Origin of the sequence: Corticicoccus populi (assembly GCF_042686195.1) — a bacterium.
Lineage (GTDB): Bacteria > Bacillota > Bacilli > Staphylococcales > Salinicoccaceae > Corticicoccus > Corticicoccus populi.
This window is the reverse complement of record NZ_JBHUOQ010000001.1, coordinates 930,515-943,737: the sequence shown is the minus strand read 5'-3', so window position 1 is coordinate 943,737 and position 13,223 is coordinate 930,515. Positions and strand designations below refer to the sequence as shown.

Sequence of the window (13,223 nt, the reverse complement as noted above, 5' to 3'; positions counted from 1 at the left end):
ACGAAATAGAACGAAAAGAAAGGTATATAACATATGACATCAGATAAGGGACTATTAATTGTACTTTCAGGACCTTCCGGAGTGGGAAAAGGAACGGTCAGAAAAGAGATTTTCGATGATCCGGCCACTACTTTTGAGTATTCAATTTCTATGACAACCAGAGACAGACGTGAAGGTGAAGTTGATGGTGTCGACTACTTTTTCAAATCAAAAGAAGAATTTGAACGCTTGATTGAAGAGGATAAATTCATCGAACATGCCAACTACGTGGGAAATTATTACGGCACACCGGTAGATTACGTTGTTGAAACGATGGAAAAAGGCTATGATGTATTTCTTGAAATTGAAGTTGAAGGTGCAAAACAGGTGAGAGAAAAGTTCCCGGAAGCACTGTTTATCTTTTTGGCGCCGCCGAACTTAACACAGCTTGAAGAAAGGCTGGTCGGCCGCGGGACAGATTCACCAGAGGTAATAAAGAAGCGTATTTCTGAAGCAAAAAGAGAATTGAAATTGATGAATTTATATGACTATGTTGTCATTAATGATGATGTCAGAGCAGCAAAAAATCGTGTACAATGTATTGTTGAAGCTTCACATATGAAGCGTGCGCGTGTAGAATCAAAATTAAGAAAAACTTTACTGGAGGTCAATAATTAATGTTATATCCACCAATCCATGAATTAAAGAAAAATGTTGACTCAAAATATTTAGTGGTTACACTTGCGGCAAAGCGCGCAAGAGAATTACAAAATCACCCTGATGATACTGTACTGGATAGTTACCATTCATATAAAACAGTGGGAATGGCACTGGAAGAAATTGCTGAGAAAAAAGTTAAAGTAGAAATGTAGCTGACAAGAGATTGTCAGCTTTTTTTAAGATAAGAGGTGAAAAGTATGACGAATATTGTTATCGGTGTTACTGGCGGTATTGCTGCTTATAAGGCGGTTGATTTAACCAGCAAGCTCATTCAAAGAGGGTACCAGGTTAAAGTCGTGCTTACAGATAATGCGCTTCAGTTTATTACACCGCTTGCGTTCCAGGCAATTGGAAGAAACCATGTTTACACAAATACATTCAAAGAAGAAGATCCGAATGTAATTTCCCATATTAATATAGGGGAGTGGGCGGATTTAATTGTGGTGGCACCTGTAACAGCCAATACTATAGGAAAACTTGCGAACGGTATATATGACAATATGCTTTTGAATACACTCGCTGCAAATACAAAGCCGGTGATTATGGCACCCGCCATGAATGTGCATATGTATGAACAGCCTGCCGTTCAGCGGAACATTAAGCAGCTGATTAGTGAAGGTTATCACTTTCTTGATGCAGAAAGTGGATTTTTAGCATGCGGATATAATGCAAAAGGGCGTATGGCAAATGTTCCTGATATTGTAGATTATATTGAAACCTTTCTGAATAAAAGAAATGATCTCACAGGAAAACGTGTATTGATTACAGCGGGGCCGACAAGAGAAGCTCTTGATCCAGTGCGCTATATCACCAATCATTCAAGCGGTAAAATGGGTTACAGTATTGCACGTGCCTTTAAGCAGAGAGGGGCGGAAGTCACACTTGTGAGCGGCCCTGTTGACTTGAACACACCGCACGGTGTACATCGTATTGATGTTGAGTCGGCGGATGAAATGTTTGAAACAGTCAGTGAATTCATGGATTATGATATCGGTATTTTTACTGCAGCGGTCAGTGATTATAAACCTGAGACATACAGTGATCATAAGATGAAAAAGACAGATGATGTTGATGATTTAAATATTAAATTGTCCAAAACGACGGATATATTAAAATATGCCGGCCATAACCATAAAGGAATGTATGTGGTTGGTTTTGCTGCAGAAACGAGAGATGTACATCAGTATGCATCAGAAAAACTTAAAAAGAAAAATGCCGACTGTATCATTATGAATGATGTGTCGGATTCGTCGATTGGTATGAACAGTGACGAAAATGAAGTGACGATGATTTTCAAATCGGGTGAAGATGTTCATTTTGAAAAGAATGATAAAGAAAAACTTGCTGCTGATATTGCAGAAGTGATCATAAGCAGGTGGCAGAAGTGAAGTTTGCATCTGTAATTGTCAGTGTATCTTCAAAAGAAGTGAACCGTATTTTTGAGTATAAAATTCCGGATCCCCTTATTGGAATTATCAAAATCGGACACAGAGTGCTGGTCCCTTTCGGTCCGCGTAATATTCAGGGGTATGTGGTCAATATTAAAGATTCCGTTGATTTTGATGCATCAAAAATCAGACCGATTAATAGGGCCCTTGATATAGAGCCGGTACTCACCAGGGAATTGATTATGCTTGCGAAACATCTCGCAGATTATTATATTGACCCGTATATTTCAGTCATTGAAACGATTCTCCCTGCAGCATTGAAGTCACAGAGTGAGAAGGTTTTAACACTTCACAGCGATGCATCGAAAGAAGCGGCGGACTTTTTTAAAGCCAGTCATTCCGGCGGGAAAGTGCTGACAAAAAAACTGGATGCAGAAGCATTAAAAGGTATTAAGCCGTTTATTGACAGCGGGGATATTATAGAAGAAACAGAGCTGAAGCAGCATACAAATAAAAAATATGCGAGAGCGCTGAAGCCGACGTTTCAGCCGGGAAGAGATTTCGGCCGCGCAGTCAAACAGCTTGAACTTCTTGATTACCTCGAGAACCATGAATATATTGAACTCAGCCGCCTGCATGAAGACGGCTACAGCAGCCACACAATTAATGAACTTGTGAAAAAGGGCTATGCTGAAAAAATTGATGTGGTCATTGAACGTGATCCTTATGAGAACAGAGTTTTCTTTGAAGACAAACCGAAAATTTTAAACCAGGATCAGGATTATGCGTTCGGGCGTATTCAGGATGCAATGGACCGCAGTGACCCGAAGACATTTCTCCTTCACGGGATTACCGGGAGCGGTAAAACAGAAGTGTATTTACAGGCGATTAAAGCAGTGCTCGATAAAGGGCAGGAAGCCATTATGCTGGTTCCTGAAATCGCATTGACACCCCAGATGGTCAATCGTTTTAAATCACGTTTTGGTGATGAGGTTGCAGTACTTCACTCCGGTCTTTCCCACGGTGAAAAGTACGATGAATGGAGAAAGATAAAAGAAGGTCGTGCCAGAGTGTCTGTCGGTGCAAGGAGCAGTATTTTTGCACCCTTTGAAAATGTCGGTATCATTATTGTGGATGAGGAGCATGAAACCACTTATAAACAGACAGACAGACCGATGTATCACGCAGTTGAAGTAGCAAAATACCGCAGCAGTTTTCACAAATGTCCGCTTATTCTCGGAACAGCAACCCCCTCTCTTGAAACCTATGCAAGAAGTGACAAGTCGGTATACGAGCGGCTGGAACTTAATATGAGAGCAGCCTCAAATACGCTCCCCGACACACGTATTGTTGATATGGCGAAAGAACACCGTACAGGGAATACGTCCGTAATATCCTCAGCATTAAAGGAAGCAATTCAGGACCGTATTGACAGAGGGGAACAGACAGTGCTTCTTTTGAACAGGCGGGGATATGCCAATTTTCAAATATGCCAGTCATGCGGCGATGTACCGAACTGCCCAAATTGTGATATTTCGTTAACTTACCATAAAAGCAATCATACGCTGCTCTGTCATTACTGCGGATATGAAGAAGAAGTGAAGCGTGAATGTGCGGCGTGCGGCAGTGATGATGTTACATTCCGAGGGACAGGGACAGAGAAAATCGAGGAAATCCTGCGTGATATGTTTCAGGTGGATGTGGTCAGAATGGATAATGATACGACCCGGAGAAAAGGCATGCACGAAAAGCTTCTCAACAGATTTGAGAAGGAGGAAGTGCCGATTCTTCTCGGAACACAAATGATAGCCAAGGGGCTTGATTACCCTAAAGTAACTTTAGTTGGTGTGCTGAATGCAGATACAATGCTCAATCTTCCGGATTTCCGGGCGAATGAAAAGACATTTCAACTGTTGACGCAGGTGGCAGGGCGTGCCGGCCGCCATGAATTGTCGGGTGAAGTCATCTTTCAGACATATAACAGTGAACATTATGCGATTACGTTAAGTGAGTCCAATGACTATCAGGCATTTTATGAAAAAGAAATGGAATTCAGACGTTTTGCAAGGTATTCACCATTTTATTTTCATGTGCTGTTTACAGTATCTTCAGAAGATGTGAGGAAGTGTCTTGAGGCGGCTGCACATGTTCATGAGAAGCTGACAGCAGCCGTCAGTGATACAGCTATTATTGTCGGACCTTCACCGAGTCCTATAGAGAGAATTAACAATCAGCACCGTTTCCAGATATTGTTGAAATATAAACGGGAACCGGACTTAAGTGCTGTGCTTCATGAACTTGATGAATTTTATTATGAAAGATATAAAAAAGAGGGGCTCAGTTTAAGAATTGATGTTGACCCTCAATATATAATGTAGGAGGCTGTCATGCCGAAAATAGTATTTATGGGGACACCTGATTTTTCAGTGTCCATATTAGAAAAAGTACATTCAGAATATGGTGTGTCACTTGTTGTTACACAGCCTGATAAACCGGTCGGCAGGAAGCGTGTATATACGGCACCGCCGGTCGCTGAAAAAGCAAAAGAACTCGGAATTGATTTATATCAGCCGGAGCGTATTAAAGCGGAAGAAGCGTTTAAAAAAATACAGTCCTATCAACCGGACCTGATTATTACGGCAGCATACGGACAGATTTTACCGAAGCAGGTACTGGATCTGCCGAAGTTCGGTGCAGTGAACGTCCATGCATCGCTGCTTCCAAAACACCGCGGGGGTGCACCGATTCACCGTGCTGTTTTAAACGGTGACAGTGAGAGCGGCGTGACGATTATGTATATGGCTGAAGGGCTCGATTCCGGAGATATCATTTCACAGGTGACTACAAAGATCACTGATGAAGATAATACTGGAACGCTTCATGACAGACTGAGTATTCTCGGCGGTGATTTATTAATGAAGACACTGCCTGATATTTTTAACGGCACAAACGAAAGAATACCTCAAAATCATGAAGAAAAAACAATCAGCCCGAACATTTCAAAAGAAGATGAACGGCTTGATTTCACGCGTTCTCAAAGAGATGTTTTTAATCACATCCGTGGTCTTTCACCGTTTCCGGGGGCATATACAGTCCTAGACGGCAGACGGTTGAAAATTTATGCGGCCGACCTCACAGATGAACAGTCAACAGAGCAGCCGGGAACAATCATAAAAAAAGACGGTGACGGTTTTTATGTCGCCTGCGGTACCGGTGTCCTGCGGATTACAGAAGTTCAGCCTTCAGGAAAAAAACGGATGCCTGCCCATCAGTTTGCAGGCAGCAGGCAGGATATCGACGGCACGCAGCTGGGGGCTGAATAGTATGAATGTCAGAGCTCTCGCTTTAGATGCATACGTAAGAATTGTCGACGATAAAGGCTATTCAAACATTGTCATAAACGACCTTTTGAAAGAGAACCATTTATCTCAGGCGGACAAAGGACTGTTTACAGAAATCGTCTATGGAACCATCAGTCATCAGCTGACGATTGATTATTATTTGAATCCTTTTATTAAAACGAGACTAAAACGCTGGCAGCGCCGTCTGTTGTTTATTTCTATCTATCAAATTATTTATCTGGAACGTGTTCCGGATTATGCCGTGATTAATGATGCGGTGAATATTGCCAAAGAAAAAGGCGGCAGACAGACTGCAAATACAGTCAATGCAATTCTTCGCAGTTTTGTTAAAGAAGATGTCCGTCCGCTTAATGAAATTAAAGATGATTTAAAGCGGCTGTCAGTTGAAACCAGTATTCCGTTATGGATTTTAAAGCAGTGGAAGACGCATCACGGTATGGACGGGGCAGAAAGAATTGCCCGGAGTCTCACAAGCCGTCCAAATATGTATCTCCGTGTGAATACGCGCCGTATCACAAGAGAAGAGCTTACTGCCGTGTTGAATGAGGAAGGTCACAAGGTGGAGATATCTACTGTCCATCCGGATGCTTTAATTGTAACGACGGGTGCTGATATTCTAAATACAAATGCATATCAAAACGGACTTTTCAGTATACAGGACGTCAGCTCGATGTTTGTAGTCGATGCGCTTGTTCCTGGTAAAGAAGATAAAATACTCGATGCCTGCAGTGCGCCCGGAGGAAAAGGACTTCATGCTCTTGAAAAAACACCGGGGGGGTCTGTAGATTTAGCTGATGTGCATAATCATAAGATTGGAATATTGAAGCAGCAGGCAAAAAGGCTGCAGCTTGAGAATTTCAAAGCGTATCAGGCAGATGCAACAGAGTATCATTATTCGGAAATGTACGATAAAATCATTGTAGATGCGCCGTGTTCAGGACTTGGCGTAATGAGAAGAAAACCGGAAATACGTTATGAACGCCATGAAAAAGACATAAACACTCTAGTCGATCTGCAGTTAAGTATATTGAATCACGTAAAAAAATATTTAAAACCTGGCGGCGTACTGATTTATTCTACATGTACGATTCATCAGATGGAAAATGAGAATGTTGCCTATACATTCAAAAAAAACAATGCGGATTTTGAATTTGATGATTTCCATATTCCTGCGTTGGATTTTACAGGACCGTATCGGCAGATTTTACCGTTTGAGATGGACACAGACGGATTTTTCATTGCCAGATTTAAGAAAAAGGAAGTTTAGAAATGATTAAAAGACCAGAAAAAAAACCAGTAAAAGATTTGTTCCAGCCGGAATTTGACACACCGTCAATTTATACGCTGTCACAGGAAGAACTGACATCGTTAATGACAGAGTGGGGTGAAGATGAGTACCGGGGCAGACAGATTTTTGAATGGCTGTATATCCACAGAGTTGACTCCTTTGATGAGATGATGAATTTATCCAAAAATTTAAGGGAAAAACTTGCCCGGAACTACAGCATTGAACCGCTTGAAACAGTGGTTAAGCAGGAAAGTGTTGACGGGACGATGAAGTTTTTATTCCGTTTACGGGACGGGTACACAATAGAAACTGTATTAATGCGCCATGATTACGGCAACTCTGTATGTGTGACGACCCAGGTCGGCTGCAGAATCGGCTGCAGCTTCTGTGCTTCAACACTCGGCGGCTTGAAACGTAACCTTGAAGCAGGTGAAATTGTTTCACAAATCGTGCAGATTCAAAAAGCACTGGATGAGACAGATGAGCGTGTGTCAAGTATTGTCATCATGGGAATCGGTGAACCGTTTGAGAACTACAACCATATGATGAAATTCATCCGTATTGTTAATCATGATGACGGTTTGAATATCGGTGCAAGACATATTACAGTTTCAACAAGCGGCATTGTACCGCGAATTTATGATTTCGCAGAGGAAGACATTCAAATTAATTTTGCTGTCAGCCTGCACGCACCGTTCAATGAAATCAGAAGCCAGTTAATGCCTGTAAACAGAGCATATGACATTGATAAACTGATGGATTCTTTAAAGTATTATCAGCAGGTTACGAACCGCCGTATCAGTTTTGAATATGGACTATTCGGCGGGGTTAATGACCAGACTGAACATGCAACGGCACTTGCTGAACTGATAAAAGACCTTAAATGTCACGTCAATCTGATACCCGTCAACCATGTACCGGAACGGAATTATGTGAGAACAAAGAAAGATGATATTTTCGAGTTTTTGGAAACGTTGAATGAGAATGGAATCAATGCAACAATCAGACGCGAGCAGGGAACAGATATAGATGCTGCCTGCGGACAATTAAGAGCGAAAGAATCCAAAGAAGAAACGAGGGGTTAAATTTGGAGATTATTGATAAGAGTATCTGTGGTGAATTCAGAGACACCAATGAAGATAAAACCGGCGTATTTTATAATCAGACAGATCAGCTGCTTCTTGTTATGGCTGATGGTATGGGTGGTCATAATTACGGGGATGTGGCATCCAACATGGCTGTTGAAATGGTTCAGGAAGCCTGGGAGAAAGAAAATTTTCTCGCTTCAGGTGAGGCTGAAGGATTTTTACGCCAGCTGGTGATTAAGACAAACCGCAGATTATACGATTATCAAGAAGCGCACACGAAATATCAAGGCATGGGGACCACTTTAGTTCTGGCTGCAGTTCTTGATGATACCATCATCATGCTGAATGTCGGTGACTCAAGAGGTTATGCTGTCAACAGACGTTCCATCGAACAGGTAACTAAAGATCACTCATTTGTAAATCTGCTGGTGGAAGCAGGAGAAATTACGGAAGAAGAAGCTGTCCGACATCCGAGAAGAAATGTAATTACAAAAGCGATGGGGACTGAGAAACTGATTCAGCCGGATATATTCAGACTGCGTAATAAGCAGTATGATTATATTCTGCTTGCATCGGATGGTTTAACAGATGAAGTAAGAAATAATGAGATTCATAGTATTATGCTGAATACAAGTAATTCACTCGAGGTCAGGGCCGGACAATTAATCGAACGTGCACAAAAGAACGGGTCAACAGATAATATCAGTGTGTGTATTGCGGCCCTGAAAGCGAGTGAAGCGATGTGATAGGAAAAATAGTTTCAGAACGATACAAAATACTGAAATACCTTGGCGGGGGAATGAGTTCTGTCTATCTGGCAGAGGATATCATCCTGAGCCGTAATGTCGTTGTTAAAATGATTAAGGTGGACCAGCACGATCTGGACAGATCCAAGCTCCGTTTTCAGCGGGAAGTACAGAGTACAATACAATTATCGCATCCAAATATTGTTAATGTTCTTGATGTTGATGAGACATATGAGTATCATCTCCTCGTGACCGAAGTGGTGAATGGACCGACGTTAAAAGAGTATATCCGGGACAATCATCCCATTGATATTGATGAGATTATACGCTTGTCAGTGCAGGTGCTGAGCGGTATGAAACACGCACACAGTGCAGGTATTATTCATCGTGATATTAAACCTCAGAATATTTTGCTTGATGAGAAAAATCAGGTGAAGATTACGGATTTCGGTATTGCTAAAGCATTGAGTGAAACACGTATGACAGAAACAAACCAGGTGATGGGATCGGTCCAGTATATTTCCCCGGAACAGGCGAAAGGGCAGTCAACAGATGAAAGAACGGATATTTATTCTTTTGGAATTTTATTATTTGAACTGTTGACCGGAAAGCTTCCTTTTGAAGGTGAGACACCGGTTTCTGTAGCTTTGAAGCATATTTCAGAAAGTATGCCGGATATTAATCAATACAGAGATGTACCGCAGGGGCTTAAAAACATCGTGATGAAATGTACTGAGAAAAACCCTCTGGACCGTTTCAGGCATGTGGACGACGTGGTGCTTGCTATTGATGAATATAAAGAAAACAATACGCCTTATGTTTCAAAGAATAATGTGGCCGGTGAATCAGCAACAGTCGTGACACCTGTGCCCGTTAAGGCTTCCGAAGAAAATAAAATAAAAGAAAATCCCAATGCTCAGGAATCACCTAAAAAAGAAGAAAAGAAGAAAAAACGCGGTATGCTTTTCCTGCTGCCGCTGATTCTGCTGCTTGCCGGTGCCGGAATTATTATTTATCTGCTCTACTTTACAGAAGAAGAAATCACAACATCTGTACTGCCTGATTTAGAGGAAATGACGCTCGATGAGGCAGAGGCTGCACTGACTGAGCATCAGCTTGTACTCGGTGAAGTTACAGAAGAGTATAATGATACCTTCCCGGAGGGACAGATTATTGAAACAACTCCAGCTTCCGGTACTGAACTGGAATTTCAGTCTACTGTTGATGTTCTTGTCAGTCAGGGGATTGAACCTGAAGAAATGCAGGATTATGTTGGTGAAATGTATGATGCTGTGCAAAATCAAGTGAATAGTTTCGGCTTTAATGCGGTAAATGTTGAAGAGCGGTATGATGAGAGTGAGCCTGGAACAATTTTATCCCAGTCGATTGATGCGGGCACAGAGATTCATCCGGAAGATGAAAACCTGACACTTGAAATTTCACAGGGTGTTGAACCGGTGGAAATCAGAAACTTTACCGGAGAATCAGTAGATACTGCAGTCAGTGAGCTCGAGGCAGACGGTTTTAATGTTTCTGTGATACAGGAAGTTTATCACGACTCAATCGGAGAAGGTAACGTAGTCAGTCAGGACCCAAGCTATGGAGATTTTCTCCCGGGATCTACAATCAATCTGATTTCTTCCCTCGGTGAGGAACCGGCAAGGGAAATGCAGTATGTCCAGACCGTACCAATCTCCTACCCCGAAGATGAAGACAGCCAGGACAGCTCAGATTCAGGCTCTGGGTCTAATTCCGACTCGGATTCAGAAGCAGCTGAAGAAGATGAGAACGAACCGGTTGAAGTGGAAATATTCCTTGAAGACCGTGATAACAACATTGGAGATGTATTTGATACGATTGAAATTACGGAAGACAGTACTTATACAATCCGTATGATTATAGAAGAAGATGAAGAAGGCGAGTTTAAGATTGAGGTAGACGGGGAAACAATTATGGAAGAGACTGTTCCATACAGCAATGAGTAAATCTTCATTCTTAAAATATTGGCAATAGAAAACATGTTTCTATATAATGAAGAAGGAATACGTAAAATGGAGGAATATAGATGAGTACTATTAAAAAGGATAAAGGTCTTGATAATACTTTAAAAGTATTAAAACAGGGATACCTTTACACATCCAATCAAAGAAAACGTCTCAATACTGATGTGTTTGAAACACGGGCGATCGGGGGCAATCGTTTCGTTGTATTGAATGGTAAAGAAGGCGCAGAATTATTTTACGATAATGATAGAATCCAACGTGAAGGAATGCTGCCAAAACGTTTGGTCAACACGCTTTTCGGTAAAGGCGCAATCCACACAATTGACGGTAAAAAACATATCGACAGAAAAGCTTTGTTCATGTCACTAATGACTGAAGGCAATCTTCAGTACGTACGTGAACTGACAAGAAATTACTGGCTTGCCAACACACAGCGCATGGAAAACATGGATCAGGTGAATATTTACCGTGAATCTGTAGTACTCTTAACAAGAGTCGGTACACGTTGGGCGGGAGTACAGGCACCGGAAGAAGAGATTGAAAGAATTGCAACTGATATGGATATTATGATTGACTCTTTCAAGGCAATTGGTACAGCATTTAAGGGGTATAAATCCTCTAAAGATGCACGCCGCCGTGTGGAAGACTGGCTGGAAGATCAAATCATCCAGACACGTAAAGGTAAAATCCATCCGCCGGAAGGTACTGCTTTGTATGAATTATCCCATTGGGAAGATTACAAAGGAAATCCAATGGATTCACGTACATGTGCCATTGATTTGATGAATACATTCCGTCCGTTAATCGCAATTAACCGTTTTGTTGCATTCGGTATGCTTGCAATGTATGAGAACCCTACAACTGTTGAGAAGATTAAAACAGAACCGGATTATGCATATAAATTTGCACAGGAAGTCAGACGTTTCTATCCGTTCGTTCCATTCCTGCCGGGTATGGCTAAAGAGGATATTCAATTTAAAGGCCATGATATTGAAAAAGGCACACGTCTGGTACTGGATGTATACGGTACTCTACATGATGAAAATGCATGGGAAAATCCAAACGAATTCCGTCCGGAACGTTTTGAGAACTGGGATGGTTCTCCATTTGATTTAATTCCTCAGGGCGGCGGTGACTACTGGACAAACCACCGTTGTGCAGGAGAATGGATTACAATCATCATCATGGAAGAAACGATGAAATATTTCGCTTCACGTATCTCATTTGATGTACCTGAACAGGATTTAACTGTTAATTTAAACAGTATTCCGGGCTACATTAACAGCGGATTTATTATTGAGAATGTTCGTGAAAAAGTAAATAGAAAATAATTATAAAACCCACCTTCCGGTGGGTTTTATAATGCTTAATTAAATATTACTATTGAAGGCGGTTAACATCGCCTTCATATTCAATAATGCCGCCGGCGACATTGACTGCATCAAAGTCATGTTCCAGCAGGAAGGTCTGGACATTAAGACTGCGTTTGCCGCTGCGGCACATTACATAGATTGTTTTGTCTTTATTATCGGTGAGTGCATTATCTTCAACAGTCAGTGTAGACATCGGGACATGGACCGCACCTGGAACAAAGCCTGTTTCAAGCAGTTCATCAGTTTCCCGTACATCAATTAATATGCTGTCATCACCCAACAGAGGCTGAATATCGTTTATGTGAACTTCTTTTGTCATTTGTAAAAACTCCAATCTAATATTTTCTATACTATATTTTAACACAACTTCTTTCTTGTTATAATGAAAGAAAACAACAGGGGTGGGTTATGCCGAAAGGAATAATTATTAAGGCGTTAAGCGGCTTTTATTATGTGAAATACGATAATGAAATTTATGAAACACGTGCAAGAGGCAGATTTAGAAAAACAGCGGAATCACCACTTGTCGGAGACATTGTGACATTTCAAATTGAGAATGAGGATCAAGGCTATATTACAGCAATTGATGACCGTGATAACTCTCTTGTGAGACCGCCGGTCGCAAATATCGATCAGGTACTGTTAACCATGAGCATGAAGTCTCCGGACTTCAGTTTTTATTTGCTGGACCGGTTTATTGCCTATGCAGAGGCACATGACATTGAGCCTGTTATTGTGGTTACCAAAATTGATCTTACGGATGATAAAGCTTTAGAGGACCGGATTAGAGAAGTTTACGGTGGAATGTATGAGGTGTTCTTTACTGAAAAAGACCAAGTGAATGATGCTGTAGAACATATATTTAAAGATAAACTGAGTGTACTTGCAGGACAGTCCGGTGTCGGTAAATCAACATTGATTAATACACTCGTACCGGGGACTGAACTGATAACAAACAAGATTTCAAATGCCTTAAACAGAGGGAAGCATACCACCCGTCATGTGGAATTGATAGAAATCGGCGGCGGGTATATTGCAGATACTCCAGGTTTCAGTACGATTGATTTTGAAATGATAGATAAATATAATCTAATGTACTGCTTCAGGGATTTTAATGATTATATTGCGGGCTGTAAATTCAGGGAATGTCTGCATATCAATGAACCGAAATGCGGTGTCAAAAAAGCAGTTGAAGATGGAACACTGTCTGAAACACGATATCAGAGCTACGTTCAGATTTATGAAGAAATTGAAAATCGAAAAGAGAGGTATTAAT

The 13,223-nt window shown here is 41.3% G+C and carries 12 protein-coding genes; 11 read left to right on the top strand and 1 reads right to left on the bottom strand.

The annotated features are described in order from the left end of the window. Positions 1-33 precede the first annotated feature (33 nt). From gmk to ACFSX4_RS04855, 10 genes are all read left to right on the top strand, one after another. Entirely contained in the window at positions 34-657 is a 624-nt protein-coding gene (gene gmk / locus ACFSX4_RS04900) for a guanylate kinase (protein WP_377772126.1), read from the top strand. Then, the gene (rpoZ, locus tag ACFSX4_RS04895; RefSeq protein ID WP_377772124.1) at positions 657-851 is read left to right on the top strand and encodes a DNA-directed RNA polymerase subunit omega; all 195 of its coding nucleotides are present in this window, start codon (positions 657-659) and stop codon (positions 849-851) included. The genes gmk and rpoZ overlap by 1 nt, the downstream gene beginning before the upstream one ends. Before the next feature lie 45 nt (positions 852-896). Next, a complete protein-coding gene (gene coaBC, locus ACFSX4_RS04890; RefSeq protein ID WP_377772122.1) occupies positions 897-2,087 on the top strand; it encodes a bifunctional phosphopantothenoylcysteine decarboxylase/phosphopantothenate--cysteine ligase CoaBC in 1,191 nt (396 codons plus the stop codon). Further along, on the top strand, positions 2,084-4,465 hold the full coding sequence (gene priA, locus ACFSX4_RS04885) for a primosomal protein N' (protein WP_377772120.1): 2,382 nt from the start codon (positions 2,084-2,086) through the stop codon (positions 4,463-4,465). The genes coaBC and priA overlap by 4 nt, the downstream gene beginning before the upstream one ends. A 9-nt stretch (positions 4,466-4,474) precedes the next feature. Continuing rightward, on the top strand, positions 4,475-5,410 hold the full coding sequence (gene fmt / locus ACFSX4_RS04880) for a methionyl-tRNA formyltransferase (protein ID WP_377772118.1): 936 nt from the start codon (positions 4,475-4,477) through the stop codon (positions 5,408-5,410). Position 5,411: 1 nt separating this feature from the next. Then, complete coding sequence (rsmB, locus tag ACFSX4_RS04875) at positions 5,412-6,716, top strand: 16S rRNA (cytosine(967)-C(5))-methyltransferase RsmB (RefSeq protein WP_377772116.1); 1,305 nt, start codon at positions 5,412-5,414, stop codon at positions 6,714-6,716. A gap of 2 nt (positions 6,717-6,718) precedes the next feature. Further along, positions 6,719-7,822, top strand: coding sequence for a 23S rRNA (adenine(2503)-C(2))-methyltransferase RlmN (rlmN, locus tag ACFSX4_RS04870; protein WP_377772114.1), 1,104 nt, complete (start codon positions 6,719-6,721; stop codon positions 7,820-7,822). A 2-nt stretch (positions 7,823-7,824) separates the two neighbouring features. Further along, the gene (locus ACFSX4_RS04865) at positions 7,825-8,571 is read left to right on the top strand and encodes a Stp1/IreP family PP2C-type Ser/Thr phosphatase (protein ID WP_377772112.1); all 747 of its coding nucleotides are present in this window, start codon (positions 7,825-7,827) and stop codon (positions 8,569-8,571) included. Next, on the top strand, positions 8,568-10,556 hold the full coding sequence (gene pknB, locus ACFSX4_RS04860; protein ID WP_377772110.1) for a Stk1 family PASTA domain-containing Ser/Thr kinase: 1,989 nt from the start codon (positions 8,568-8,570) through the stop codon (positions 10,554-10,556). Before ACFSX4_RS04865 ends, pknB begins: the two co-directional genes overlap by 4 nt. 80 nt (positions 10,557-10,636) lie before the next feature. Then, positions 10,637-11,905, top strand: coding sequence for a cytochrome P450 (locus ACFSX4_RS04855; protein WP_377772108.1), 1,269 nt, complete (start codon positions 10,637-10,639; stop codon positions 11,903-11,905). Positions 11,906-11,954: 49 nt separating this feature from the next. Here ACFSX4_RS04855 and ACFSX4_RS04850 read toward each other — a convergent pair whose 3' ends face one another. After that, positions 11,955-12,266 (bottom strand): rhodanese-like domain-containing protein, encoded by a 312-nt coding sequence (locus ACFSX4_RS04850; RefSeq protein WP_377772106.1) that lies wholly within the window; start codon positions 12,264-12,266, stop codon positions 11,955-11,957. Positions 12,267-12,355: 89 nt separating this feature from the next. On the opposite strand from ACFSX4_RS04850, the gene rsgA reads away from it, so the two are divergent. Continuing rightward, on the top strand, positions 12,356-13,222 hold the full coding sequence (rsgA, locus tag ACFSX4_RS04845; protein ID WP_377772104.1) for a ribosome small subunit-dependent GTPase A: 867 nt from the start codon (positions 12,356-12,358) through the stop codon (positions 13,220-13,222). The last annotated feature ends 1 nt before the right edge of the window (position 13,223 follow it).

Excerpts from the sequence above, each read along its gene's own strand:
- rlmN (WP_377772114.1), top strand. The coding sequence starts at position 6,719 with ATGATTAAAAGACCAGAAAAAAAACCAGTAAAAGATTTGTTCCAGCCG.
- coaBC (WP_377772122.1), top strand. The coding sequence starts at position 897 with ATGACGAATATTGTTATCGGTGTTACTGGCGGTATTGCTGCTTATAAG.
- fmt (WP_377772118.1), top strand. The coding sequence starts at position 4,475 with ATGCCGAAAATAGTATTTATGGGGACACCTGATTTTTCAGTGTCCATA.
- rpoZ (WP_377772124.1), top strand. The coding sequence starts at position 657 with ATGTTATATCCACCAATCCATGAATTAAAGAAAAATGTTGACTCAAAA.
- rsgA (WP_377772104.1), top strand. The coding sequence starts at position 12,356 with ATGCCGAAAGGAATAATTATTAAGGCGTTAAGCGGCTTTTATTATGTG.
- ACFSX4_RS04855 (WP_377772108.1), top strand. The coding sequence starts at position 10,637 with ATGAGTACTATTAAAAAGGATAAAGGTCTTGATAATACTTTAAAAGTA.
- ACFSX4_RS04850 (WP_377772106.1), bottom strand. The coding sequence starts at position 12,266 with ATGACAAAAGAAGTTCACATAAACGATATTCAGCCTCTGTTGGGTGAT.
- gmk (WP_377772126.1), top strand. The coding sequence starts at position 34 with ATGACATCAGATAAGGGACTATTAATTGTACTTTCAGGACCTTCCGGA.
- rsmB (WP_377772116.1), top strand. The coding sequence starts at position 5,412 with ATGAATGTCAGAGCTCTCGCTTTAGATGCATACGTAAGAATTGTCGAC.